The 26,075-nt window shown below is 63.9% G+C and carries 22 protein-coding genes and 2 tRNA genes; 15 read left to right on the top strand and 9 right to left on the bottom strand.

Features of this window, described 5'->3' with window-relative positions:
- Positions 1–19 precede the first annotated feature (19 nt).
- Positions 20–742, top strand: a complete 723-nt coding sequence (gene phbB, locus BG457_RS04720; RefSeq protein ID WP_071795821.1) for an acetoacetyl-CoA reductase — start codon at positions 20–22, stop codon at positions 740–742.
- Positions 743–817: 75 nt separating this feature from the next.
- On the opposite strand, the gene BG457_RS04715 is transcribed toward phbB, so the two are convergent.
- The 3 genes from BG457_RS04715 to pncA form a co-directional block, all read right to left on the bottom strand.
- Positions 818–985, bottom strand: coding sequence for a YdcH family protein (locus BG457_RS04715; protein ID WP_071795820.1), 168 nt, complete (start codon positions 983–985; stop codon positions 818–820).
- Between the two features lie 123 nt (positions 986–1,108).
- Positions 1,109–2,398 carry a nicotinate phosphoribosyltransferase gene (pncB, locus tag BG457_RS04710; protein WP_071795819.1) on the bottom strand — a complete coding sequence of 430 codons (1,290 nt, stop codon included), beginning with the start codon at positions 2,396–2,398 and terminating at the stop codon, positions 1,109–1,111.
- On the bottom strand, positions 2,398–2,994 hold the full coding sequence (gene pncA / locus BG457_RS04705) for a bifunctional nicotinamidase/pyrazinamidase (protein WP_071795818.1): 597 nt from the start codon (positions 2,992–2,994) through the stop codon (positions 2,398–2,400). Before pncA ends, pncB begins: the two co-directional genes overlap by 1 nt.
- A 94-nt stretch (positions 2,995–3,088) precedes the next feature.
- Here pncA and trhO point away from each other — a divergent pair, with 94 nt between their 5' ends.
- The 6 genes from trhO to BG457_RS04675 all read left to right on the top strand — a co-directional run bounded on the left by trhO (position 3,089) and on the right by BG457_RS04675 (position 9,758).
- Positions 3,089–4,033: an oxygen-dependent tRNA uridine(34) hydroxylase TrhO gene (gene trhO / locus BG457_RS04700; RefSeq protein WP_071795817.1), complete on the top strand. Its 945-nt coding sequence runs from the start codon at positions 3,089–3,091 to the stop codon at positions 4,031–4,033.
- A 112-nt stretch (positions 4,034–4,145) separates the two neighbouring features.
- The gene (locus BG457_RS04695) at positions 4,146–5,705 is read left to right on the top strand and encodes a glycosyltransferase family 2 protein (protein WP_175546723.1); all 1,560 of its coding nucleotides are present in this window, start codon (positions 4,146–4,148) and stop codon (positions 5,703–5,705) included.
- Between the two features lie 61 nt (positions 5,706–5,766).
- On the top strand, positions 5,767–6,546 hold the full coding sequence (locus BG457_RS04690) for a hypothetical protein (protein ID WP_071795815.1): 780 nt from the start codon (positions 5,767–5,769) through the stop codon (positions 6,544–6,546).
- A 2-nt stretch (positions 6,547–6,548) separates the two neighbouring features.
- Positions 6,549–7,340 (top strand): sulfotransferase, encoded by a 792-nt coding sequence (locus tag BG457_RS04685; protein ID WP_071795814.1) that lies wholly within the window; start codon positions 6,549–6,551, stop codon positions 7,338–7,340.
- Between the two features lie 15 nt (positions 7,341–7,355).
- Positions 7,356–9,605: a glycosyltransferase gene (locus BG457_RS04680; protein WP_071795813.1), complete on the top strand. Its 2,250-nt coding sequence runs from the start codon at positions 7,356–7,358 to the stop codon at positions 9,603–9,605.
- 76 nt (positions 9,606–9,681) lie between these two features.
- Positions 9,682–9,758, top strand: a tRNA-Met gene (locus BG457_RS04675).
- On the opposite strand, the gene BG457_RS19830 is transcribed toward BG457_RS04675, so the two are convergent.
- The gene (locus tag BG457_RS19830) at positions 9,737–10,006 is read right to left on the bottom strand and encodes a hypothetical protein (protein WP_139257549.1); all 270 of its coding nucleotides are present in this window, start codon (positions 10,004–10,006) and stop codon (positions 9,737–9,739) included. The two genes, BG457_RS04675 and BG457_RS19830, sit on opposite strands and share 22 nt — an antisense overlap.
- A 264-nt stretch (positions 10,007–10,270) precedes the next feature.
- Here BG457_RS19830 and BG457_RS04665 point away from each other — a divergent pair, with 264 nt between their 5' ends.
- The 6 genes from BG457_RS04665 to BG457_RS04640 are packed head-to-tail and all read left to right on the top strand — an operon-like array spanning position 10,271 to position 19,912.
- Complete coding sequence (locus tag BG457_RS04665) at positions 10,271–10,984, top strand: MauE/DoxX family redox-associated membrane protein (RefSeq protein WP_281249214.1); 714 nt, start codon at positions 10,271–10,273, stop codon at positions 10,982–10,984.
- Between the two features lie 48 nt (positions 10,985–11,032).
- Positions 11,033–12,382, top strand: a complete 1,350-nt coding sequence (locus BG457_RS04660; RefSeq protein ID WP_071795810.1) for an acyltransferase family protein — start codon at positions 11,033–11,035, stop codon at positions 12,380–12,382.
- A 42-nt stretch (positions 12,383–12,424) separates the two neighbouring features.
- A complete protein-coding gene (locus BG457_RS04655; RefSeq protein ID WP_245770926.1) occupies positions 12,425–14,716 on the top strand; it encodes an acyl-CoA dehydrogenase in 2,292 nt (763 codons plus the stop codon).
- Complete coding sequence (locus BG457_RS04650) at positions 14,713–15,999, top strand: acetyl-CoA C-acetyltransferase (RefSeq protein WP_071795809.1); 1,287 nt, start codon at positions 14,713–14,715, stop codon at positions 15,997–15,999. The genes BG457_RS04655 and BG457_RS04650 overlap by 4 nt, the downstream gene beginning before the upstream one ends.
- A complete protein-coding gene (locus BG457_RS04645) occupies positions 15,999–18,083 on the top strand; it encodes a 3-hydroxyacyl-CoA dehydrogenase NAD-binding domain-containing protein (RefSeq protein WP_071795808.1) in 2,085 nt (694 codons plus the stop codon). The genes BG457_RS04650 and BG457_RS04645 overlap by 1 nt, the downstream gene beginning before the upstream one ends.
- Positions 18,080–19,912 carry an acetyl-CoA hydrolase/transferase C-terminal domain-containing protein gene (locus BG457_RS04640; RefSeq protein ID WP_071795807.1) on the top strand — a complete coding sequence of 611 codons (1,833 nt, stop codon included), beginning with the start codon at positions 18,080–18,082 and terminating at the stop codon, positions 19,910–19,912. Before BG457_RS04645 ends, BG457_RS04640 begins: the two co-directional genes overlap by 4 nt.
- A gap of 120 nt (positions 19,913–20,032) precedes the next feature.
- On the opposite strand, the gene BG457_RS04635 is transcribed toward BG457_RS04640, so the two are convergent.
- Positions 20,033–21,100, bottom strand: a complete 1,068-nt coding sequence (locus BG457_RS04635) for an N-acetylneuraminate synthase family protein (protein ID WP_071795806.1) — start codon at positions 21,098–21,100, stop codon at positions 20,033–20,035.
- 157 nt (positions 21,101–21,257) lie between these two features.
- Between BG457_RS04635 and BG457_RS04630 the strand changes: the two genes are divergently transcribed.
- Positions 21,258–22,019, top strand: a complete 762-nt coding sequence (locus BG457_RS04630; RefSeq protein ID WP_071795805.1) for a glycosyltransferase family 25 protein — start codon at positions 21,258–21,260, stop codon at positions 22,017–22,019.
- 177 nt (positions 22,020–22,196) lie between these two features.
- Here BG457_RS04630 and BG457_RS04625 read toward each other — a convergent pair whose 3' ends face one another.
- Positions 22,197–22,967: a glycosyltransferase gene (locus tag BG457_RS04625; protein WP_139257548.1), complete on the bottom strand. Its 771-nt coding sequence runs from the start codon at positions 22,965–22,967 to the stop codon at positions 22,197–22,199.
- Between the two features lie 107 nt (positions 22,968–23,074).
- On the opposite strand from BG457_RS04625, the gene neuC reads away from it, so the two are divergent.
- A complete protein-coding gene (gene neuC, locus BG457_RS04620) occupies positions 23,075–24,205 on the top strand; it encodes a UDP-N-acetylglucosamine 2-epimerase (protein WP_071795803.1) in 1,131 nt (376 codons plus the stop codon).
- Positions 24,206–24,209: 4 nt separating this feature from the next.
- Here neuC and BG457_RS04615 read toward each other — a convergent pair whose 3' ends face one another.
- The 3 genes from BG457_RS04615 to BG457_RS04605 all read right to left on the bottom strand — a co-directional run bounded on the left by BG457_RS04615 (position 24,210) and on the right by BG457_RS04605 (position 25,986).
- Positions 24,210–24,917, bottom strand: coding sequence for an acylneuraminate cytidylyltransferase family protein (locus BG457_RS04615; RefSeq protein ID WP_071795802.1), 708 nt, complete (start codon positions 24,915–24,917; stop codon positions 24,210–24,212).
- Positions 24,914–25,819 (bottom strand): hypothetical protein, encoded by a 906-nt coding sequence (locus BG457_RS04610; RefSeq protein ID WP_071795801.1) that lies wholly within the window; start codon positions 25,817–25,819, stop codon positions 24,914–24,916. Before BG457_RS04610 ends, BG457_RS04615 begins: the two co-directional genes overlap by 4 nt.
- Before the next feature lie 92 nt (positions 25,820–25,911).
- Positions 25,912–25,986, bottom strand: a tRNA-Val gene (locus BG457_RS04605).
- Between the last annotated feature and the right edge of the window lie 89 nt (positions 25,987–26,075).

The raw sequence follows: 26,075 nt of genomic DNA, 5'->3' as shown, positions 1-26,075 counted from the left end.
TCCTGATAGGAGGGGACAAATGGCAAGAGTGGCACTCGTCACAGGCGGATCGCGCGGGATTGGCGCTGCGATCTCGAAGGAACTGGCGGCCCGGGGCTACACCGTGGCCGCGACTTATGCGGGCAATGACGCGGCAGCAGCGGCTTTCACCGAAGCGACCGGCATCAAGACCTATAAATGGAACGCGGCGGATTATGAGGCCTCCAAGGCCGGTCTGGCGCAGGTCGAGGCCGATCTGGGCCCGATCGAGATCGTGGTGGCCAATGCCGGGATCACCCGCGACGCGCCGTTTCACAAGATGACGCCGGAGCAGTGGAAAGAGGTGATCGACACGAATTTGACCGGTGTTTTCAACACGGTACACCCGATCTGGCCGGGGATGCGCGAGCGCAAATTCGGGCGCGTGGTGGTGATTTCCTCGATCAACGGGCAGAAGGGCCAGTTCGGTCAGGTGAATTACGCGGCCACCAAGGCGGGCGATCTCGGCATCGTCAAATCGCTGGCGCAGGAAGGCGCGCGCGCGGGCATCACCGCCAATGCGGTCTGTCCGGGCTATATCGCGACGGAGATGGTGATGGCGGTGCCCGAGAAAGTGCGCGAGAGCATCATCGCGGGCATCCCGGCCGGACGTCTGGGCGAGCCCGAGGAAATCGCGCGCTGCGTGGCCTTTCTGGTCGCCGATGACGCGGGTTTCATCAACGGCTCCACCATCAGCGCCAACGGCGCGCAGTTTTTCGTCTGACGAAATCCGCTTTCACGATGTAAAAAAACGGCCCGCGTTGCGCGGGCCGTTTTCATCTTCAAAGGAAAGAACGCATCAGGCGTGTGACAGGCGCTCGATCTCCTCTTTCAGGCGCAGTTTCTGTTTCTTCATATCGGCGATAACAAGGTCGTCCATACCCGGGCTTCGCTGCGCGGTTTCGACCTTTTCAGAGAGGTGTTCATGTTTCCGGCGGAGTTCTGCAATATGGGAACTCAGTGACATTCAGTGTCCTCCTTCTCTGATTGCGACAGTTATATTGCAGCACAGGTCACCCCGGTCTGTCACCTAAAATCGGTGCGACACTTTGTGACCTGGGCTGATTTTCGCGGAAAGAATGAAGAAGGCTTAAACAATCACAGGTTGCGCGCTCTGTTTGCCCACGGAAAACACATGTTTGTAGCGCGCGATCTGATCTTCCGGCCCCATCGCCTTATGCGGATTATCCGAGAGTTTCACCGTCGGGCGGCCATTGGCGCTTTGGGCCTTGCAGACGAGCGAGAAGGGCGCAAGCCCGTCATCCGGCGCGAAGCCTCTGAAATCATTGGTCAAAAGCGTACCCCAGCCGAAGCTGACCTTGACCCGGCCCGAAAACCGCGCATGCAGTTCCGCGATCTTCTCGACGTCCAGCCCGTCGGAGAAGATCACCAGCTTGTTGCGCGGATCCTGCCCGCGCGACTGCCACCAGCGAATCGCGGTTTCGGCACCTGTGGCCGGATCGCCCGAATCGATGCGGATGCCGGTCCAGTCCGACAGCCAGTCGGGCGCGCGGGCCAGAAAGCCCTCGGTGCCGTATGTATCGGGCAGGATGATGCGCAGATTGCCGGAATGCTCAGACTGCCAGTCGGCCAGCACCTGATAGGGGGCTTGCGCCAGAGCCTCATCCGTATCGGCGAGCGCGGCATAGACCATCGGCAGTTCATGGGCATTGGTGCCAATGGCCTCGACCTCGCGGCGCATGGCGATCAGGCAGTTCGAGGTGCCCGCGAATTTATCCCCCAGCCCCTCAATCATGGCCTGTACACACCAATCCTGCCAGAGGAAGCTGTGCCGTCTGCGGGTGCCGAAATCGGCGATGCGCAAGCCGTCAATCCCTTGAAGCTGCTTGATTTTCTCCCAAAGCCGGGTCATTGCGCGCGCGTATAGCACCTGCAGTTCAAACCGCTTCATCCGGCCCAGAACTGCGCGCGAGCGCAATTCCATCAGCACCGCCAGCGCCGGGATTTCCCAGAGCATCGCCTCGGCCCAGTTGCCTTCAAAGGTCAGTTCATACTGATCGCCCACGCGTTCCAGATGATAGGGCGGCAGGCGGAAAGTCTCGAACCATTCCATGAAATCGGGGCGGAACATCTGGCGTTTGCCATAGAATGTGTTGCCGCGCAGAAAGGTCGATTCCCCGCGCGAGAGCGACAGCCCACGAATATGGTCAAGCTGTTCGCGCAACTCGCCCTCGTCGATCAGCGCCGCGAGCGGGATGTGGCTGGCGCGGTTGATCAGGCTGAACGTGACCTGCGTGTCCGGGTGATTGGTGAAAACCGACTGGCACATCAACAGCTTGTAGAAATCCGTATCGATCAGCGAGCGCACGATCGGGTCGAGTTTCCAGCGGTGGTTGTAGACGCGGGTGGCGATATCCATCAGGCCAGATCCACCCCGGCGGCGCGCAGATCCGCGAGCGCTCTGGCCATCGAGCCATCGAGGTCGATGCCGCGGCAGAGACCGGTCAGGAGGCGCGCGTCAAAGCCGAGCTTCGCTGCATCGAGCGCCGACCATGCAACGCAGAAATCCGTCGCCAGCCCGACGAAATCCAGCCGGGTGATGCCCCGGTTGCGCAGATAGCCTTCGAGCCCGGTGGGGGTGGTCTGGTCATTCTCGAAAAAGGCCGAATAGCTGTCGATCCCGCGCCGGAAGCCTTTGCGCAGGATCAGATCGGCGCGGTCCAGATCCAGATCAGGGTGGAAGGCGGCGCCATCCGTCCCTTGCACGCAATGATCGGGCCAGAGCACTTGCGGGCCATAGTCCATCTCGGTCAGGGCAAAAGGTGCCAGGCCGGGATGCTGGCTGGCAAAGGATGCGTGATCGGCCGGGTGCCAGTCCTGTGTCAGCACCACGGCGCCTGCGGTTTCCATCAGCGCATTGATCCCGGCCACGATCTGATCACCCTCTGCGACCGCGAGCGCGCCGCCGGGGCAGAAGTCGTTTTGCAGGTCGATGACGATCAGGGCATGGCTCATGGCGGCACTCCTTGCTTGCTCAAGGGCTAAGGGGCAGAGGCTTTCGCGTCAACATCTCTTGTCCGGCGCGGCATGGCGCAGTAAACCGCCTGTCATGCTGACAGTTGCCGCGCTATACCATTTCACCCGCTTCGATGATCCTGCCGCCCTGCGCGGCCCGCTGCTGACATTGGCCGAGGGGCAGGGGGTCCGGGGCTCGCTTCTGCTCGCGCGGGAGGGGATCAATGGCACGATTGCGGGCAGCCGGGCGGGGATTGATACGGTGCTGGCGCATATCCGTGCGCTGCCAGGCTGCGCCGATCTGGACTGGAAGGAAAGCCCTGCTGCCGAGATGCCGTTCGGGCGCATGAAAGTGCGGTTGAAGCGCGAGATCGTCACCATGGGCCAGCCCGATGTCGATCCGCGCGCCCGCGTCGGGCATTATGTGGCGCCGGAGGAGTGGAACGAACTGATTTCCGCGCCGGATGTGGCGGTGATCGACACGCGCAATGATTATGAAGTGGCGATTGGGACGTTCGAGGGCGCGGTGGATCCGGGCACGCGCAGTTTTCGCGAATTCCCGCAATGGTGGGAAGAAAACCGCCATCGGTTCCATAACAAGCGGATTGCCATGTTCTGCACCGGCGGGATTCGCTGCGAGAAATCGACGAATTACCTGCTGGGGCAGGGGGTGGAGGATGTGTTTCACCTGAAAGGCGGGATTCTGAAATATCTCGAAGAGGTGCCGCAGAAGGACAGCCTGTGGCAAGGGGCCTGTTTCGTCTTCGATCAGCGGGTCTCGGTCGAACATGGGCTGAAAACCGGCCCGCATGTGATGTGCCATGCCTGCCGCCGTCCGCTTTTGCCCGAGGATACAGAGCGGGCGGAATATGAGCATGGGGTGCAATGCCATCATTGCGTCGATGAGTTTACGCCCGAGCGGCGCGCGGCTTTTCGCGAGCGCCAGCATCAGATCGCGCTGGCCGAGGCGCGGGGCGAGCGGCATCTGGGGGCGCAGGCGGACAGGGCCGCGCCGGATGCTTCCGGCAATGAGGGATAGGGCAGGGTTGCGGCGAATTCCTTGACAGGGCTTTCGTGAAGGGTCTAGCGATAGGGCGATCCGGCGCAAGACCGGGGGGTCAGGTTTGGGTGCGGGTGTGAGTGGAGTGAGCGTGAAGGCAACGGATCAAATCTCGGTCGGTGTGGTGATCCGCACCAGGGACCGCCCCATTTTCGTCAAACGTGCGCTGGCCTCGGTTCAGGCGCAGACCCATGGCAACTGGCAGATCGTGCTGGTCAATGATGGCGGCGACGCGCAGATGCTGGCGCGGGCGATTGCGCCATATGCGCGGGCGCTGAGTGCTGCGAACCGATTGAGCGTGCTTGATTTTTCTCCAGGTATCGGGCGGTCCGCCGCGTTCAATCGCGGGGTCGAGGCGCTGGAGACCGAATTTGTCGCCTGTCTGGATGATGATGACAGCTGGGCGCCGGATTTCTTGTCGGCCCTTGCAGGGTTCTATCAGCAAATCCGGGATCTGGTGCCTGATCTGGGCGGTGTGGCGGCGCAGGTCACGGCGCTGCGCGAGGATTTCTTCGACAGCGCCGCCGGGCCGGAAATCCGCATTGTCGGAGAGGACGGCCTGCCGCCAAGCTTCAAGCGCAACGAATTTCTGGTCAATGCGCTGGCCTATGCCTGCTACCGGCAGGATCTCTATCCGGTGCAATGGATCCTGCGGCGCGAGGCGGTGCGCGCGGTGGGCGGTTTCCCCGAGCAGTTCGATGTCATGGAGGACCGCGCCTTCATGAATGCGTTTCTGGCGCGCTACCGGCTGGCGGTTCTGGATCGCAAACTGGCCTTTCATCACCGGCGGGTGGCCCGGAAGGATGACCGGGCGCGCAATGTGCTGATGAACACGCTCGACAATCCGTCCTATGACTGGCGATGCTTTTCCGATCTGGCGCGGCCCAGCTTCGATCTGGAGGCGCGCGCGGACGCGACCGATGCCATGCGCAGCCTTGCGGCGGATCTGCTGGGCGAGTTGAATTACGAGACCAGCGCCATCTGGCAGAAGGTCGATGGCGAGATGCGCAGCCTGAATGAGCGCCTTGAGCGCGACAAGGCCGAGATGCATGCCGCGCTCCGCGCGCTGATGGCGGAACTGGGTGGCCTGAATATGCCTGCCCCGGTTGCGCAGGATATCGCGGCGCCCGCCCGCCCGATGGTTGCAAATCCCGTCTTTGATATCTGGGCGGCCCTGCCCGCAACCGAGTTCTGCCAGCACCTGCAGCCCGGCACGCGCTTTGCCGAGCGGCTGGAACTGTCCCGCGCCGCGCCCGAGGACGGGCTTTTGATGCATGCCGCGCGCGCGCAGGGAAAATTCCAGATCCAGTTCCCGGATACGCGCGACTGGTCCGCGATCGAGCTGCGGCTCGACGGGCTGGCGGCGGCAGGGCAGGGGTTGCGCGTGCATCTGCAACTGGCCTCGCCGGACGGCTATCTGTTCGAGACGGCGCTGGTTCGTCGGGATCCGCAGGCCGGTCGGGCGACAGATTTCGAGTTGAGTGATTTCGAGGTCCATGCCTGCGCGCGGATGGGGGGCTGTCTTGTCGCGCGCGAGATCAGCGCCGACTGGCTGGCGCGGGCCTCGATGCCGAAATTGTCGATTGTCCTGCCCCGGAAGGCACAGAATTTCCGCTTCATTTGCAACACTCTTCTGGTGGAGCGGCTCTGAGAGGTTTGACAGCGGGCCAGCCCGGCCATAGCGTGTCGGCAATCGGATCAGGAGAGGGCCAGTGATCAGCGCGGTTGCGGAATTTGCGGTTGCGGGGGATATCGGTCTGGACGTGTTCCGCCGCGTCGATGACCGCAACCAGCGCCGCTACCGCTATGAATGCATCGCAACCGTATCAGGCCCGTCGGACAGGATGATCGCCCATCTCGACCATGCCAGCAAGCACCCCGAGCGGGTGCAGGCTGCCATAGAGCGCTATCGCGGGACGGGTTTTCTGCAACAGGGCTTTGCTCTGGGCCAGCCTGCGAGCTATCCGCGCGCAGGTGGGGCCGGATCGCCGCTCACGGTGTTTCTGTATCTGGATTTCTTCCGCATGTGGCAGATTGCCGAGCAGGAGATCGCCCGGATGACCGCGCTGGTGCCGCCGGATGGCGGCTATTCCGGGCCCGAGATATCGAATGTGCTGAAACTGCTGCTGGATTTCAACCGCCTGCGCAGTGCAGAGCCGCTGATCGCGGCCTTTCTGCCCCAATTGCTGGACATGGCGGCGCGCGGCAAGGATGACAAATGGGAAAACGCCGCCTATGCGCTGCGCATGATCGGCGATCTGCAGATGCGTAATGGCCAGCCTGCCGCAGCGCTGGCCGCCTATGAGGGCTCGCTGACGCTGGGGGATAACCCGCATCGCCGCGGCCTTGCCATTCGCGCGGCCCATGCTGCGGGCGACACCGGGGCAACATCGCGCCATCTGGAAGCCTATGTCAGCAAATGGCGCCTGCCCGAGGCGTTGCAGGCGATCCGGGAAGAACAGGACGTAGGGCAGTCTGGAGAAGTGACGTGACCATGACCCAACGCGAGAATTGCGCTGATATCCTGTGTATCGGGGCGCAGAAGGCGTCGACAAGCTGGCTGCATCATGTGCTCAATGCGCATCCGCAGACCTATTCCTTTCCCAATATGGACCCGGTGACCTCGACCAACAAGGAAGCGCATTACTGGGACTGGAACCGCAAGCGCGGGCCGGAATGGTATCGCGGGCTGATGACCCCGCCGGATCCGACGCATCTGTCGATGGATTTCACGCCGGAATATTCGATGATGTCAGAGGCCGAGATCGCCGATTGCAAGGCGCTCAATCCGGGCGCGCGGGTGATTTATGTGCTGCGTGATCCGCTGGCGCGCGCGGTTTCGGCGCTGCGCATGCATATGCTGTGGCGCAACAATGGCGCGAGCAAGGACGATGTGCAGATCACCTTTGGCGAGGGTTTCCTTGCGCTGCTCGACGAGGCCTATGTCTTCGAGATGAGTTCCTATGTGGCGAATTATCAGCGCTGGGCGAAGCATTATGACGATATCCTTGTGCTGAATTACGAGGATATCGTGCGTGACCCGGAAGGGGTGATCGCGCGGGTCTACAGCCATGCCGGGCTGCGGATCGGTGACATGCCCGAGGAGGCCCGCGCCGAGTTCGACAGGCGGATGCAGAAACGTGTCTGGGCCAGCGTGCCCTATCCGGTGCAATCGGATGTGCTGTATTTTCTGCATGGTCTGCTCTGGCCCAAGCGTCAGGCGGCCGAGCGGCTGTTCAATTTCCGTTTCGAGGAATATGCCGATGTGCTGCGTGCCGCGATCTGATCGCGGTCGGGTCTGATGCGCGGGGCGCTGCTACCGGAGCTGGAGGCGCAGATCTGGGCCGGACCGCTGGCTGATCCGCGCGCGCCGGGGCGGCGGCTGCGCGCGGCATTCGAGGAAGGCGCGTCCTACCGCGCGGTGGAACTGGCGCTGCGCCTCTTGTGGCGTCTGGAACTGCCTGCGGCGGAAGTTGCAGCGCGGGCGCGGGCGAAATGGCCCAATTCGATTGATTTCGCGATGCTCGCGCTGGATCTGATGCCCGAGGGTGCGCGCGATGCGGGGCTTGCGCATCTGGAGGCATGCGTGCAGCGCGGCAATCGCCGCCGCGCGGTGCTGGCCAATGCCTTGCTGCGCGCGGGCCGGTTCGGGCGCGCGCGCGCGGCGCTGGCGCAGAGTGACCCCACGTCAGAGACATGGGCCGCGGATCTGGCGCGTCGTGCCGAGCTTGCGCTGGCCTGCGGGGATTTTGCGCGGGCCTCAGCGGATATTGAGCAACTCTCCGGCACGGAACGACAGGCGGGTGCGCAGGCCCTTGGCTTGCGCCTGCTGCACCGCCGGGACGGGGCGCGCGCGCTGGCGGCAGCGTTCGATGTGGCAGGGGAACTGGGGGAACCCGCCTGCGCGGAATGTTTCGAGATTTTTCTGGCCGAGGGGGATTTCACCCGCGCCCCCCGCGCGCTGGATCTGTGGCGCGCGGTGCCGGAACGCGGCGAGGTCGCCCTTGCCCGCGCCGAAAGTCGCCTTGCGCTGGAGCGGGGGGAGAGTGCGGCAGCCCTGGCCTTGCTCGCAGCGCGGCTGGATCCGCAGGCGCCATGGGGCTGGCATCCGGTGGATCATATCCAGAGCCTGCGCGCGCGCATGGCCGCGCAGGATGACCCGGAGGCGATCCGGGCCCATGCACTGGCGGCGCAGCGGCTGCATCCGCGCCATGACTGGCTGGCGCATGTGGCGCGGATGGCGCGCGAAGCGGTCGAGGACTGGCGCGCGCTGGAGGATCACGCAATGCCTGCCGCGCTGGAGCCGGAGCGCGCCATGAGCGCGGCGCGCGCCGCGCTGCGCATGGGGCTTTCGGGGCGCGCGTTGGTGCTGATGGCGCAGGCAAGGCGTCGTGCGGGGCCGGGGGAGGCACCCCGCCTGCAGGCCCTGCGCGCCGAGGCGTTCTGGAGCGCAGGCCGGGTTGACGCGGCGCGCCGCGCGCAGGCCCTTGCGCGGGCACAGGCCCCGGGCCGCCCGCGCGCGCTGGAAGCGGCCCTTCTCGGGGCAGAGATTGACCTGATGCAGGGCCTGCCGTCACCGGCGGCAGCGGCCCTCGCCCCCTTGGCGGATGATTTCCCGCAGCGCATGGCGCTTTGGCTGACACAGGCGCGGATCGCCTTTCAGCAGGGGGATTTCGCGGGGGCAGAGCAGGCGCATGCAGTATTCAACCAGTTGAAAGCCACGCAGATCGGTGCGTTCGAGCCGGGCGATGTCCGCGACCGGATCACGCAGGATGCGCGCGCGGCCGCTGCCGGGGTCGAACAGGCTTTCGCGCCGGGCCTGTCGGTGCAGGAGAGCATCGCCCGCGCCGGGATCGGGCGCATCGCGGCCTCGCCCGGATTGGCGGCCTGTCTGATGCAGCGCGCGCTGGCCGAGGGTGCGCTGGGCTTCGAGCCCGAACCAGAGGCGTCGATCCCGCGGCGGATCGCGCATTATTGGCAAGGCGCAGCCAGTCCTGCCATCGCGCGGGCAGAGGCGCGCTGGCGCAAGCTGCATCGCGGTTTCGAGATCACGCTTTTTGATCAGGACCGTGCCGCAGACTGGATGCGGCGGCACGCAGAGCCCGATCTCTGCGCGTTGTTCGACACCCTGTCGCAACCCGCCCTGCGCGCGGATATCTTCCGGCTGTGCTGGATCTGCCATGAGGGGGGCATCTTCGCCGATCTGGACGAATACCCGCGCCTGCCGGTCACCGACTGGCTGTCCGGCGCGCGGGCAGTGTTTTGTGTCGAGCGTGGCTTTGGCACCATCGCCAATAATTTCCTTGCCGCCGAGCCGGGCCATCCGGTCTGCCTGTTGGCGCGCGACATGGTGCGGCAGGCGCTTGGCGCGGCGCGCGCGCCCTATGCCTGGTGGCATAGCGGGCCCGCGCAATGGACCCGCGCGGCGTTTGCAGTGCATTTTGGCGCGGGCGCGCGGGGGGTGCGCTATCTGTCGCAACTGGAATACAATCGCCGCATGGCGACGAACCTGCCCTATCCGCACAAGCGCAGCCCGGATCACTGGCGATGAGCGCGCCGGGCGCCAAACTATCCGCAAGTTCTGTCTTGACGCTCCTGCGTGGCTCAACTAAACGGCCCTTGCCTGTGGCGGAGTAGCTCAGTTGGTTAGAGCAGCGGAATCATAATCCGCGTGTCGGGGGTTCAAGTCCCTCCTCCGCTACCAGCAAAATCAATCACTTGTCGGTTTTTCTGGGCACGGCAGGAACGGTTTGCAAGTTCTCCAGTTTTCCGGTGGTCGATTCGGTTTCGCCTGACGCCTTTCGGCTTGTCGGCGACCCGCCGAAAGGCTTTGGCTTCCTGTCTTGTCGCCATCTCGACCTGGAGGCCCGCGCAGGCGCAAAACTCTGCCAGTTTTTTCTGAGATCGCTGCAGCGCCTTCGCGTGCATTGGTATCGTGCCCTTCACCGCCATCGGCGGCGCCTGAAAGGGCAGCAAACCGGGGCCGATGGGATGCGCGGCGGCGGCACTGCATTCTCTGCCGCGGGGGGCTGGCCAGATCGGGACAGCGGCAAGGCAGGCACTCCCGGAGCAGAGCGGGCAGGGAACGCTGACGGCGCTTGGGCGTTCGAACAGTGATACCTCCGCGCGTGCGGCGGCGCTGAGGCCAGCCGACCATCCCAGACGAGGCCTGATTTGGACCAGAACGGAAAGACAGCAACCCTCTACCGGATGGTCATGCCTGACCATCTCTGCCCTTACGGCCTGAAGGCGAAAGATCTGCTCCGGCGTCAGGGGTTCGAGGTGCAGGATCACCATCTGACCACCCGTGCGGAAACCGAAGCCTTCAAGCAGGAACAGGGCGTCGGAACGACGCCACAGGCCTTTATCGGCGGCACCCGGATTGGCGGCTATGAGGCGTTGCGCGTCTATTTCGGGAAGGCTTCTGAGCGGGAGGAGGAGACAAGCTACCGGCCGGTGATCGCGATATTCTCGCTCGCGTTTCTGATGGCCATAGCGGTCAGCTGGCAGGTCTCGGGCACGGTCTTCAGCCTGCGGATAGTCGAGTGGTTCGTCGCGATCAGCATGTGCATCCTCGCTGTTCAGAAATTGCAGGATATCGAAGGCTTCTCGACCATGTTCCTGAACTATGACCTGCTCGCGCAGCGATGGGTGCGCTACAGCTATGTCTACCCCTATGGCGAGGCGCTTGCCGGTCTGCTGATGATCGCGGGGGTGTTGATCTGGATCGCGTCGCCACTCGCGCTTTTCATCGGGACTATCGGGGCGGTCTCGGTCATCAAGGCGGTCTATATCGACAAACGTGCGTTGAAATGCGCCTGCGTCGGGGGATCGAGCAAGGTGCCGCTCGGCTTCGTCTCCCTGAGCGAGAACCTGATGATGATCGCCATGGCGATCTGGATGCCCTTGCGGATGTTCTGGTATGGCTGATCGGGCTGGCACGGCACTGAGGACCGCCAAACGCTCCGGGGGCGGAAGATGACGCGAAGCGCGGCGGACTCCGGGGGCACAGAGGCGGCGGGCCTCAGCGCGCGTATAGAGGCGGCGACCGCACCGGAACGCGACCGCTATCTGGATCTGCTGCGGGTGGCGGCGATCATGATGGTGATACTGGGCCATTGGGTCGTGCGTGTCGTGGTGGTGCCCGAGGGCGAAGCGCAGGCCGGATACCTGCTGGCCCTGCAACCGGAATGGCAATGGGCATCCCTGATCTGGCAGGTGATGCCAGTGATCTTTCTGGTCGGCGGAGCGCTGAACGCCAGAAGCTGGCGACGCGCGCAATCCGACGGGGTGGCGCCGGTGGCCTGGGTGCGCCGTCGCGCGGATCGACTGCTGGGCCCGACTGTTCCCTTCCTGCTGGTTCTGGTGCCCGGCTGGGTGGTGGCGGAACTGCTGGTGCCGGATGCGCTGCTGATCGATCCGGGGGTGGCGCTGATCCCGCTATGGTTCGTGGCCGCCTATCTGGCGGTGATGGCGCTTACCCCCGTCACTCTGGCGCTGCACGCGCGTGGCTGGAGCCTCCCCGCCATCCTTGCGGCAGTGGCGGTGGCAGCCCTGCTGGACCTCATGCGACTGGCCGAGTGGGGCCCTGTTCTGGGCACGCAGCCGCTGATCGGCTTGCCGAACTTCCTGCTGATCTGGGGGGCGATCCACCAGATGGGGCATATGTGGGCCGATGACCGGCTGCCAACCCGGCCAGGAGGGCAGGCGGGGCTGGCGCTTGCCGGGGCAGGGGCGATGGCGCTGCTGATCGGCGCGGGAAACTGGCCTCTGACCATGGTGCCGGTGGAGGGCACAACGCTGCCGAACAATGCCGCGCCGCCCACAGTCGCGCTTTTCGCTCTGGCGCTGGTGCAGACCGGGCTTGCGCTCTTGGCCCGCGCGCGGCTGAAGCGCGTGCTCGAACGTCCATGGGTCTGGACACCTGTTGCGCTGCTCGGGGCGCGGATGCTGACGCTTTTTCTGTGGCATCAGGTGGCCATGGTTGTGGTGACCAACCTTGCCGTGCAGCAGGGATGGCTGCCTTTGACCGAAACCGTTGATGCGCGCTGGTGGGCGCAGCAGCCGCTCTGGGTCGCGGCCTTTTCGATCATGCTCCTGGGGCTGGTCCTGCTCTTCGGGCGTTTCGAGGGGGGAAGTGCGGGGGGCAGTGAGGACGGTGTGTCGGATCGCGTTGGCTGGGGGTGGACGCTTGCGGGGATTGCCTTGACCGGCGGGGCCATCGCGGGGCTTCTGTGGCTGGGGGTCAGCGACCAGCCGGTCTGGCCCGCATTGGGGTTCCTCGCGCTCTTCATCGCCGGGACGCGGGCGCTTCGCCCGCGCGGCTAGCGCATGGTTTTGCTGACGCCTTCGTGAATATCGGAACGGATCGTGCCGGTACGCGTTGGGCTGCTGGAGGTCATGATGCCATCATTTCGCAGGAACCGTATCACCAAGCCCATTTTCCGCTGGGCACGCGGGGCGATGCCCAGCCTTTCGGAAACCGAACGCGAGGCGCTGCATGCGGGCGAGGTCTGGTGGGAGGCCGATCTGTTTTCCGGCAACCCCGATTTCGAGAAGCTGCTCGCGGTGCGCGCACCGGAACTGAGCGAAGAGGAGCAGGCATTCCTTGACGGTCCCTGCCGCGAGGTCTGCGAGATGCTCGACGACTGGCGCATCAATCAGAAGGACGGCGATCTGCCGCAGGAGGTCTGGGACTACCTGCGCAGGCAGCTTTTCTTCGGCATGATCATCCCCAAACGCTATGGCGGGCTCGGGTTTTCGGCCTTTGCCCATTCCGAGGTGGTTCGGCGGCTCTCGATGGTCTCGCTGCCCGCAGCGGTGACGGTGATGGTGCCGAACTCGCTGGGGCCGGGCGAGTTGCTGCATTTGTTCGGCACAGAAGAGCAGAAGGAACACTGGCTGCCCCGTCTGGCAGACGGGCGCGAATTGCCCGCCTTCGGGCTGACGAGCCACGAGGCGGGGTCGGATGCCGCTTCGATGGTTGACCGCGGCGTGGTCTGCATGGGCGAGTGGCAGGGCAAGGACGTGCCTGGTATCCGGCTGAACTGGTCGAAGCGCTATATCACGCTGGCACCTGTCGCCACGATCCTGGGCCTTGCCTTCAAGCTGGAAGACCCCGAGGGCATTCTGGGAGATGATCCCGAACCGGGTATCACCTGCGCCCTTGTGCCGACGGATTTGCCCGGCGTCGAGACCGGGCGCCGCCACATCCCTGCAGGCACCATGTTCGAGAACGGGCCGACACGCGGTACTGATGTCTTTATTCCGCTGGAAAATATCATCGGCGGCGCGGAGTATGCCGGGCGCGGGTGGATGATGCTGATGAGCGCGCTCGCGGCCGGGCGGGGCGTGTCGCTGCCATCGCTCGCCTGCGCCGCGACGACGCTGGCGGCGCATTCGAGCGGCGGCTATGCCCGCATCCGCGAGCAGTTCGGCCTGCCAATCGCGAAGTTCGAGGGCATTCAGGAGCCACTTGCACGCCTTGCCGCCAATGCCTATGCGGTCGAATCCGCGCGTCACCTGACCTGCGCCGGGCTGGACGAGGGGCGCGCGCTCGCCGTCATCTCGGCGTTGATGAAATATTCGGCGACCGAATTCATGCGCGCCTCGATTGATGACGCGATGGACATTCATGCCGGCAAGGCAGTGATCGACGGGCCGATGAACTACCTCTCGCCGCTCTACCGGGCGGTGCCCATCGGCATCACGGTCGAGGGCGCCAATATCGTCACCCGCTCGTTGATGGTCTTCGGGCAGGGGGCCATCCGGGCGCATCCGCATCTGCTGGACGAGATTCTGGCGCTAGGCGAAGGACAGGAGGAAGACGCACTCACGGCCTTCGACAAGCATTTCTGGCGTCATGTCGGCCATTCGCTGCGCACTTTCGGGCGCAGCCTTGCTCGTTCGCTGAGCGGGGGGCGGCTTGGTCCTGCCGTGCCGAATGTCGGACGCGCAGGCCCGATCTACCGCGAGATGGCGCGCTGGTCGGCTGCCTATGCGCTGACCGCCGATTTCGCGTTCCTGACTATTGGCGGCGGGCTGAAGCGGATGGAGATGCTTTCGGGCCGGATGGCGGATATTCTGAGCGAACTCTACATCACCTCGGCCGTGCTCAAGCGCTGGCAGGATCGGGGCAAGCCGGACGCGGAATTTCCCCTTGTCGAATATATCGCGCGGCGCTCCTTTTCCCGGATCGGGCGGTGTCTGGACGCGGTTCTGGCGAATTTCCCCTCGCGCCCAGCCGCCTTTGTGCTGCGGATAGCGACCGCGCCGCGTCGGGTCAGACGTGGCCCCTCGGATGTGTTGCGCGCGCGCTGCGCCGAACTGATCAGCACGCCGGGACCGGTGCGTGACCGGCTGGGCGCGGATCTGACCGTGCCGGGGCAGCATCCGGGCATCGCCGCGCTGAATGACGCCTTCGACGCCGCTGTCGCGAGTGATGCGCTGCGCGCCCGGCTGCGCGAGTTGAAGATGACGCCCGAGGCAGCACTGGCAGGCGGGCTGATCACCCAAGAGGACAAGACGCAACTCGACGCCTTTGCCGCCGCCCTGCACCGGGTGGTCGCGGTGGATGATTTCAGCGCCGACGAGATCAAATCCATGTTTCCCGGCGCGTCAGGGGGTGCGGATCGCGAAAATCCCGAGGAGGTCGCAGCATGAACGGACGCGAGGTCTTTCTGGTCGATGGGGCCAGGACGCCGTTTCTGAGGGCGCGCGGCAAGCGCGGACCCTTCACCCCGGTCGATCTGGCAGTGCAATGCGGCCGCCCGCTGCTGGCGCGCCAGCCCGTCGCGCCGGATGCCTATGACATGGTTATCCTCGGTTGCGTCAATGTCATTGCCGACGAGATGAACCCTGCCCGCGTTGCGGCCTTGCGGCTGGGCATGGGCGAGGCGATGGTGGCCTTCTCGGTGCAGATCAATTGCGGATCGGGCATGCAGTCGATTGACACCGCCTTTCGCTATATCCGCGAAGGGCGCGGCGATCTGATCCTCGCAGGCGGGACAGAGGCCCTGAGCCACGCGCCGATGATCCTGCGCGACGAGGCGGTGGACTGGCTGGCCGGAATGCAGCGCTCTTCGGGGCCGCTGGCCACTGCGCAGAGCGCATTGCAGATCCGCCCCAGCCATCTGCGCCCGGTGATCGGGCTTGAGCGCGGCCTGACCGACCCGATCACCGATCTGAGCATGGGCCAGACCGCCGAGGTTCTGGCGCATCATTTCGGGATCACGCGACAGGCCGCCGATGCCTATGCCATCGAGAGCCACAGGCGCCTTGCCGCGGCGCAGGAAGACGGCACGCTGGCAGACGAAGTCCTGCCCGCCTTTGACCGCGAGGGCAATGTCTATCGCCGCGACGATGGCGTGCGCCCGGAGAGCAATATGAAGAAACTCGCCGGTCTGAAGCCGGTCTTCGAGAAACCCTATGGTCAGGTCACCGCCGGAAATGCCTCGCAAGTGACGGATGGCGCGTGCTGGTGCATCCTCGCTTCGGCCGAGGCGGTGGAGACCCACAATCTGCGCCCGCTGGCGCGGATCGTTGACAGCGACTGGGCCGCGCTTGACCCGCAGGTGATGGGGCTGGGGCCGGTCCTGTCGGTCACACCGCTTCTGCAACGCCAGAAGCTGGGCGCGGAAGATATTGACCTGTGGGAAATCAACGAGGCTTTTGCCGCGCAGGTTCTGGCCTGTCTCAAAGCCTGGCAGGACGAGGCGTTCTGCCGTGATGTTCTCGGCCTTGACGCGCCCCTCGGTGTCATTCCGCGCGACCGGCTGAACGTGCATGGGGGTGCCATTGCGCTTGGCCATCCGGTCGGCACCAGCGGCAACCGGATCGTGCTGCATCTGGCGCGGGCGATGGCGAAGCGCGGTGGCAAGCGCGGCATCGCCACCGAGTGCATCGGCGGCGGTCAGGGTGGTGCGATGCTTCTGGAGGTAGCGTGATGGAGGGACAACTGGCAGAGTTTCTCGGCGGATCGGCGCTCGAACTCGGCGCCAGCCACGGCGCGCTCGGCCACGGGCACTGGCGTTATGGCAAGGACGAGGACGGGATCGGCTGGCTGGTGCTCGACCGCGAGGATGCGAGCGTCAACACCATCTCGGATACAGTCCTGCGCGAACTCGACGCGCATCTGGACCGGATCGAGTTCAATCTGCCCCGCGTGCTCGTGCTGCGTTCTTCCAAGGCGCGCGGCTTCGCGATGGGCGCAGATATCGACGCACTTGCCGAGATGGAAGCCGAGGCCACCGAGACGCTGCTGACCGAGGCGCATCGCGTGCTCGACCGGCTGGAGGGGCTCTCCTGCCCCACCGTCGCCGTGGTTCACGGGGCTGCGCTGGGGGCAGGGTTCGAGCTGACGCTCGCCTGTGACTACCGTATCGCCATCGAGGGCGCGTCTTTCGGGCTGCCCGAGGTGCGGCTTGGCCTGCATCCGGGGCTGGGCGGGACCAGGCGGCTGCCGGAACTGATCGAACCCACGGCGGCGATGCAGATGATGCTCACCGGCAGCACTGCGCATACCAAAAAGGCGCGCGATCTGGGTATTGCCGATCTGGTGGTCCAGGAACGCCATGTCCGCGCTGCTGTCGCCGCCATTCGCGACGGCGAGGTCGAGCAGCGCGGTCGCGGTCTGATGGCGCGCGCCTTCGCGCTGTCTTCGGCCCGCACGCTCGCCGCGACGCGGATGCGCCGCGAGACCGAGAAGGCCGCGCCCAGCAAGCATTACCCGGCGCCCCATGCCCTGATTGATATCTGGGAGAAACACGGGAACGACCCGGATGCGATGCAGAAGGCCGAAATTGCGTCCTTCGCGCAGCTTCTGCAGACCGAGACCAGCGGCAATCTGATCCGCGCCTTCTTCCTGCGCCGCACCCTCAAGAACGCGGGCGGAGCGCGCGATGACATCGCCCGCGTCCATGTCGTCGGAGCCGGTGCGATGGGGGCTGAGATCGCCGCCTGGGCCGCGATGCAGGGCAAACATGTCACTGTTTCAGACCCTGACGAAGAGGCTTTGGGCGGGATGATCCGCCGCGCCGCCGAGATCTGCAAGGATGAGCACAAGGATGCGCTGGAAACCCGTGACACGCTTGACCGGCTGATGCCAGACCCGGGGGAATATGGCGTGGCGCAGGCGGATCTGGTGATCGAGGCCGGGCCGGAGAAGCCTGAACTCAAAGCCGAGATTTTCGAAGGATTGGCCCGGCGCATGAAACCCGGTGCGATCCTTGCCACCAACACCTCGAGTCTGCAACTGGCGGATTTTCTTGAACATGTGCCAGATAAGGCCCGCTTTGCGGGGTTGCATTTCTTCAACCCCGTGCCGAAAGTGCCGCTGATCGAGGTGGTGAGCCATGACGCGACCGGCGCAGAGACCCGCGAGCGTCTTCTGAGCTTCTGCACGGCCATCGACCGTTTGCCCGTGGCTGTGACCGACTATCCCGGTTTTCTCGTCAATCGCGCATTGATGCCTTACCTTCTGGAGGCGCTGCTGATGATGGACGAGGGTATTGCGAAGGAACGGATTGACAAGGCGGCGAAAGAGTTTGGCATGCCGATGGGGCCGGTGACGCTCGCCGATCAGGTCGGGCTCGACATCTGCCTTGACGTGGCCGAGAGCCTGTCGAAATCGCTGCAGACCGGGATCGCCGAAATCCCCGCCCTGTTGCGTGAAAAGGTCGAGGCCGGGGATCTGGGCCGCAAGACCGGCCGCGGCTTTTATGACTGGTCGGACGGGACACCAAAGCCCGACACATCGGAAAGCACCGGCGAGGACCTGACCGACCGGCTGATTCTGCCGCTTCTGAACGCCTGCGCCACCTGCCTGCGCGAGGGCGTTGTCGGCACTGCCGACGAGGCTGACGCGGCGATGATTTTCGCCACCGGTTTCGCGCCCTTCCGCGGCGGCCCGTTGCATTATGCCGGCACAAGGGGCCATGACGCGATCCGCGCGCGGCTGGACGAATTCGCGGCCGCCCATGGCCCGCGTTTCAAGCCTGACGCCTATTGGCGCGACGTGAAGCCGACATGACGGAACGCTTCGACACTGACGCCGCTGCGGTCGACTGGATGCTCGACCATATCGGACGCGAGTTCCGCGTCGCCCTGCCGCTCGGCCTCGGCAAACCGGTGACGCTGATCAACGAGCTTGTGCGCCGGGCCTGTGATGACCGCTCGATCAAGCTGCAGATCTTCACTGCGCTGACGCTGGAACGCCCCAGCCCCTCCTCGGATATGGAGAAGCGCTTTCTGGAGCCTGCATTGGACCGGCTGTTCGGGGATTATCCGCAGGTCGAATATGCCCGCTTGTTGCGGGAGGGAGACCTTCCCGACAATATCCGCGTGACCGAGTTCTTCCTGCAGACCGCCAACTGGCTGAAGGTCGCGCCGATGCAGCAGAGTTATGTATCGGCCAATTACACTCATGCGCTGGACGTGCTTCTGGACCAGCGCCCGAATCTGGTGCTTCAGCTTCTGGCGGGTGAGGGGGACGGGCTGAGCCTGTCGTGCAACACCGATATCACCAGCGAGTTGCTGGACCTGCGCCAGAAGGGCGAGGCTGATTTCGCCTTTGTCGGCCAGGTTCATCCCGACCTGCCCTATATGCCCGGCCCGGCCGAGATCGCGGTCGCCGAATGCGCCGCGCTGGTCCGGCCTGCGGAAAAGACCCATGATCTCTTCTCGCTCGTCAAGCGCCCGGTGGGCTTGCCGGACCACGCGATCGGCCTGCATGTGTCGCGTCTGATCGCGGATGGCGGCACGTTGCAGATCGGCATTGGCGAGATCGGGGATGCGGTCGCCCATGCCCTGATCCTGCGCCATCGCGGCAAGGTCGCGCCGATCTGGGAGAGCTGCCCCTTCCGGCAAGACGCGGCATTCGCTGAAACCGCGCCCTTCGAGACCGGTCTTTACGGCGTGACCGAGATGCTGGTCGACGGGCTGCTGGCGCTCTTCGAGGAAGGGATCATCCGGCGCGAGGTCGAAGGTGCGGCGATCCATGCGGGCTTCTTCCTCGACAGCCGCGATTTCTACGAACGGCTGAAGGCGCTGCCCGCAGAGCGGCGCGCGCGCATCGCCATGATGCCTATCACCTTCACCAACGCGCTCTACGGCAATGAGGAGGCCAAGCGCGCCGCGCGCCGCGACGCGCGTTTCGTCAATGCCGCGATGATCGTCACGCTGCTGGGGGCGGCTGTGTCGGATGCAACCGAGGATGGGCAGGTGGTCAGCGGTGTCGGCGGGCAGTTCAACTTCGTCGATCAGGCCTTTGCGCTGAAGGGCGCGCGCGCGGTTCTGACGCTGCCCGCCACCCGGCACAGCAAGGGCGGGTTGAGATCGAACATCCGCTGGAGCTACGGTCATGTCACGATCCCCAGGCATTTGCGCGACATCGTTGTGACTGAATACGGTATCGCCGATCTGCGCGGCAAGAGCGACGCCGAGACCATCGCCGCCTTGCTGCAGATCGCCGACAGCCGGTTTCAGGAGGAGCTTGCCGAGAAGGCCAGATCGGCGGGTAAATTGCCGAAATCCTGGCAACTGCCGGAAGCCGCGCGACAGAACACGCCCGAAGCGCTGCGCGGCTGGCTTGCCCCGCATGAGGGCGACACGCTGCCCCGCTTTCCCTTCGGGACCGATTTCACCGAAATCGAGCAAGTGCTGTTGCCCGCCCTCGCCGATCTGCGCAGGGCCAGCAAGCGGCTGCCCGCGCTTCTGTCGCTTGCCCTGCAAGGACAGCGCGGCGATCCGGCCCCCCAGGAGAGTGACGCACTGGCGCGCATGGGGCTGACCGATCCTGTCGGCTGGAAAACCCGCCTTACCGCAAGCGCCTTGCGCGGGGCTCTGCGCCAGAATGCCTGAGCGCGAGGCGAGGTGGCCCTGAGACAGGAGCGCCCGCAGCGCGCCGACAGGTGACGGCGGCGCAGATCCCGCTCACCGCCCGCGCGGCCCTGCACCGGGTCGGCAAATGGGAGGATGCGCTCACTCCAGATCCGACCAGCGCAACTGCGTGTTGCGGGTCAGTGCCCTTGTCAGGCGCTTGCCGAGCACGGTATCGAACTCATAGGCCGCGATTTCGCCCGAGCCCGGACGGCGCGCCCAGATATCCTGTTCGCGGATCACATGCCCCGCGGGCAGATTGGCATCCGCGACAATCGAGCCGCGCGCGAAACGGTAGACATCTTCCTCGGGCGCGCTGCGCTGCTTGGGATTATTCGCGGCAATCCAGATTTCGCGGGAGCGGTCGATCAGGAAGCGCAGTTCTGCCGGGTCCATCGAGCAGGAAATATCGGGGCCCTTGCGGTAGCGCGTATCGGTATAATGCCGCTCCAGGATGCTCGCGCCGAGTGCGACCGAGGCCAGGGCCATCTCGGGGCCGATGGAATGATCTGAAAACCCGACCACGGCACGCGGGAAAGCCTCGCGCAATTCCGTCACCCCGCGCAGGGAGACGATTTCGGCCGGGCTGGGGTAGAGATTGGTGCATTCCAGCAGCGCATAGGGCACGCCCGCCTGATCGAGAATTCCGACCGAGGCGCGCAGCGTTTCAATCGTCTGCATCCCCGTGGACAGGATCACGGGCTTGCCCTTGCGCGCGATATGGCGGATCAGCGGCAGATTGTCGGCCTCGCCCGAGCCGATCTTGTAGGCCGGCACATCGAGGGTTTCGAGGAAATCGGCGGCCGCGCGCGAAAACGGGGTCGAGATCCAGATCATGCCGAGGGATTCCGTGTAGCGCTTGAGCTCCGCCTCTTCGTCGAGCGACAGGGCACAGCGCGCCATCACATCCCAGATCGAGACATCGGCATTCGGCGGGAAGATCGACTTTGCCTCGTCGGTCATCTCGTCCTCAAGAATATGCGTCTGATGCTTGATCATCTCGCATCCTGCGCCTGCGGCGAGGCGCACCATCTCTTTGGCCACCTCCAGATCGCCGCCGTGATTGATGCCGATTTCGGCAATCACCAGAGGCGGATGGTCGGGGCCGATCTGACGGCCAGCGATGGAGAAGGTCTGTGTCACAATGCCCTCGGCTGCTGAGGCTTCCATTCCGGTCGAGCCTTACACGATGGGGCTGCGGGGGGGCAATGTGGAAACACCCTGATGTGACGGGCAGATGTATCGCCGCGCGGCGGCACTGTCAGGCTGGACCTTTCCGGTTCGCGCAGGGTAGAACGGGTGAAGATAACCACGAGGAACGTTTAAGTTGGCTCTGACGCGCGCGCAGCTTGCAGCGTATTGCATCAACCTGGATCGGGCAGAGGAACGCTGGGCGCAAATGCAGCTGCGCCTGGAGCGGCTTGGTCTGCCGGTGGAGCGCTTTCCGGCAATCGACGGACGCGCGCTTTCGAGGGTGCAGCTCGGAATCCTTGATGCATCAGCTTTTCGGAGAAATATGGGCCGCGACGCTTTGCCAGCGGAGCTGGGATGCTATCTTTCGCACTTGGGGGTCTGGCAGGAGTTTCTGGACACGGGAAAACCGGTCGCTCTTGTCTTGGAAGATGATGTGGTTTTCCACGAGGACTTTCTACAGGCATTAGATGCAGCATTGGCCGCAATCGAAGATTGGGACATGCTCAAGCTCAATCGCATTCGCGCGAAGCTCCCGGTGAGGCGGGCCTGCGCTGGAAAGTGGGTGCTAAATGCTTATTTGGGCCCGGCAACGGGCACCGGAGCTTATCTGATCACGCGTGATCTGGCATGGCGGCTCTTGCCGAAAATGTTGCCAATGCGCATGCCGGTGGATTACGAAGGCACGCGCTGGTGGGCGCATGATTTCAGGTTGCTGGGGCTGGAGCCATGGCCCAGCCATGTCGATGACGGTGGGGTGAGCACGATCAACGGGCCGGGGCATGCCGAGGCTGTGAAGGCCCCGCCGCACAAGCGGTTGGGGAATTACGCCATGCGGGCGGGGAATTATTGGTGGCGGGCTTGGGGGTTGCTGAAGCAGAAACTATATTCCACGTAATTTATTTACTGCACTCCAAAAATAATCATCTATTTTGTGCAGCCGTCGTCTCCCGAGCCATGTATTCTTTTTCAAACCACTTTGATGGCCGATAGTGATCTCCGTTTCATCTTCATAAAACATAGGAGATTGAAGTACAGCCGCTGTACCCAGGCGGCTGAAGCAGTTTCTTATGGCTCAAGTTGTACCTCCGTGTCTGATCCAATAATCCACCATCCAGTCTACATGGCCCGAGCCATAATGTGGAAATCGATCCCAGTTCCCTGCGGGCGGAGCGATCAGGTCGATTGGACGCGGTTCGCCGTGAAAGCAAATGACGCGTGTTCCTTCGGCAGGGGGTAACGGTTTTTGAAAGCGATCCAGTATGAGGGGCCGTCTGATATGCCTCTTGAAACTTCTGATCCAGTCCTGCGGCCAAAAGGCCAAACTCCCTGCCTCACCCGCGATGAAATCCTGTTCTAGATAATAATGATTGATCAGTTCGTCGCGATCGGCTGAAAGTCGTTCCAGCATATCCGCATGCGCCCCCGAATCGAAGGCGAAAATGGAAGACATGGGCTGAGGTTTATCATTGCCATGGCGCCAAGGGCCAGAATCGAGCATGACCATGCCCGTTCCAAAGGTAAAAAACTCATCCAGACCACCCCAGATAACCATATCGAGGTCGATAAACAGGATCCGTCCTTTTATACCGTAAAGATCGGGAATAAAAACGGAAAGCTTAGGCCATCCTCCGCCTTTCCAATGCACTGGGTCAAGTCCGATATCAGGTATCGGGAAATGCTCGATCTGCGGATGCAGTCCTTCAGGATTATCTGTCAGGCAGACAAAGCGAAACTCTCCAAGCGTATTGGCGCGCGCAGCATTGTAGAGAACATTGACATAATCCGCACAATAAAGCGTGCCCCATTTCATGCAGAGTATCGTTCGTTCCATCGTTCCGCTCATGCTCGCCTGTTGCACTGATAGCGGTGCGCAGGGATGCTGTCCATGTCTTGTCTTGCGATGGTTCGGATCGAGCGCTACCACGGAGAGATCTGCAGTAAGGCTTTGGAATGACCCGCCACATCCTCTTCCTCACCGGCACCCGCGCCGATTTCGGCAAGCTGGAACCGCTCGCCGCGGCCGCACGCGATGCGGGCCATCGCGTCACCTTCTTCGTGACCGGCATGCATCTGATGGACCGCTACGGGCTGACTGTGCTGGAAGTGCGGCGGATGCCCGGTGTCGCGGTGCATGAATTCCTCAACCAGCGCCCCGGCGACGCCCAGGATGTGATCCTTGCCAAGACGGTGATGGGGTTTTCCGATTACGTCACCGAACACCGCCCCGACCTGATCGTGCTCCATGGCGACCGGATCGAGGCGCTGGCAGGCGCGCTGGTGGCGGCTACGAATTACATCCCGTCCGCGCATATCGAGGGCGGCGAGGTCTCGGGCACCATCGACGAGGTGTTCCGCCACTGCAACACCAAGCTGTGCACGCATCATTTCGTCTCGTCCGAGGCGGCCAGACGCCGCGTCATGGCTCTGGGCGAGCCGGAAGCCGCGATCCATGTCATCGGCTCGCCGGAGCTGGATTTCCACGCGGGCGCTTCGGGGGTGACGCTGGAGGATGTGCGCGCGCGCTACGGGATCGGATTTCCCGAATACGGGATCGTGACCTTCCACCCTGTCACCAGCGAACAGGCCAGCATGGGCGCGCAGGCGCAGGCTTTGTTTGACGCACTCAGCGCGTCGGGGCGGCAGTTCGTGGTCATCGCGCCGAATAATGATCCGGGGAGCGAGGCGATTTTCCGCGTGATCGACGGGCTGCCGCAGGCGCAGTTTCGCGTGCTGCCCTCGATGCGCTTCGCGCATTTCTCGGAGCTGATGAAACATGCCGCCTGTCTGGTCGGCAATTCCAGCGCAGGCGTGCGCGAGGCGCCGTTTCTGGGTATTCCGTCGCTGGATGTGGGCACGCGCCAGCGCAACCGGGCGCAGACCGACACAGTGTCCAGCTGTGCGGCGGATGACAGCGCGGCGATTGCGGATTTCCTGCGGGACCACTGGGGCAGGCGGCATGCGCGCCATGACGGCTTTGGCGAGGGGCACGCGGCGGATCGCTTCGTGCAGGTTCTGGCCGATCCGGGCTTCTGGACGCAGCCGCTGCAGAAAGCCTTTCAGGATCTGCCCCCGCGCGGCTGAGGTGTCAGTCTGATGCGCTGGCGGCGAGGCGGTCCTGCATCAGCCATTCGACCAGACGGAAATCGAGCGGTGTGTCGATATCGATGGCGCGTTCTGCAGGCCGCTCCAGCGGGATCACCCGCCCCTCATAGAGCGTGCGCGCGCGCCGCAGATAATCGGGCTGCAGGATATAGGTGCCTGCGTGTTCCCAGACCTTCGGGGCGGCCTGCCGTGCCCAGACGCCGCCCGGCAAGGGTTTGCAGACGCGCAGAGCGCCGGAGTCATCGGTTTCGAGCAGGTTGAAATAGGGGTTGGTTTCGGCCTCGCAGACCGTCATCAGCATATCCGGGCGCGCGTCCTGGAACCTGTCAAGGGCGGCATCCAGATCCTCTGCCAGACGCAGGGGAAAGGTGCAGTCAAGATCGACGAAAGCTGTGGCCTGCCGACCGGTCACGGCCTCTGCCGCTTCCAGCGCGTGTTGCCAGACACCCCATTTTGGCGCGGCATCGGTGGCCAGTTCCGCCGGGCGCAACCCGATCTCCAGCGCGCCGCGCGCCACCGCATGGGCGTAGATCTGCGGGTCATCGGTCGAGACGACGACCGCATCTATCCGAGGGTTTTCCAGCAACTGATCCAATGACCAGTCGATCAGGGGTTTGCCGCAGAGATCGCGGAAATTCTTGCCCGGCACGCCTTTGGAGCCGCCCCGCGCACCGATATGACCCAGGATCATATGCCTTCCTTCCGGTTTTGCATGTCATGGTAATAGCCTTCCAGCATGGCTTTCAACGGCCCGATGGCCCGCTTTGACCAGATCAGTCGGCGGCCTTTGCGATCCACGATTTCGGCCCCGTCACGCAGGGCAAGAAGCGCCTCGCCCTTCACCTCTGCGCCGGGCAGGGTGATGGCCAGCAACCGGGACCAGCGGCGATGCACCCAAGGCATCGCACCGCGCAGATAGATCAGCCAGCGCCATGGGAGCATGATCTCTGTGGGCAGTTTTACCGCCATGCGACGCGGAATGGCGCGCATATGCGGCTGATTGACCCAACTCAGGAAGCGTTCATCGGCGATCATGGGGCGACGCCCGTTCGGCCCATGCGCCGCAACCATCTCGCGGAACCGGGCTGCAATATGGCCGCAGGCGGCAGGATGATAGACAACAATCGAGGAATTGCCGCGGGCATATTTCCGCCCATTGGTTGCACGATGGACCATCCGGGCAATCGCCCCGAAAGGCAGGATGGCGCTTTGGAAAATGGCGACCGTCTTTTGGCTGTGCATCAGGTCCAGAAGCTGCGCAACATTGCCGAAAACCACCGTGTCGATATCCAGAAACAGCGTCGGCATATCGTCAGGGACCAGCCCTGCCTCGAATATGCAGAGTTTTGCCTGGCAACCGCCGGTCAGAAATTCCGGGCGCAGGTAGAATTCCGGTATCGCGCGCTGTTCGGCGTCAGCGGCCAGACCTTCGCGTGGTCTGTCGGTCAGAAGCAGGATACGCGCCGGGCATGGAGAGGTTCTGGCGCGGACCGTTGCGATCAGGTGATTGACCTCTGCAATCGGATATTTCGTACCCCAGAGCACCAGAACCAGCTGCCATAGCCCTGCGTTTCGTGCAGTCGATTCCGTCATGACACACCGTTGGGATTGCAAGCGCGATAGTTGCGCGTCCTTACCCCTTTGGGAAAGCGCGCGCCAGATATGTTGCGTCGGAATGGAAAGAATGGTGGGCGATAACGGATTTGAACCGCTGACATCTTCGATGTGAACGAAGCGCTCTACCGCTGAGCTAATCGCCCCACGCGCTGCTCTCTACTCTGCGCATCCGGGCCGCGCAAGCCCTTCTTGCGCAAAATCGCACGCAAGCCGCGCCGAAAGCAGGGGGCTT

This window comes from Natronohydrobacter thiooxidans (assembly GCF_001884735.1).
GTDB classification, from domain to species: domain Bacteria; phylum Pseudomonadota; class Alphaproteobacteria; order Rhodobacterales; family Rhodobacteraceae; genus Roseinatronobacter; species Roseinatronobacter thiooxidans_A.
Note: the sequence above shows the minus strand (reverse complement) of the source record. Positions and strands in the feature narration are given on the sequence as shown.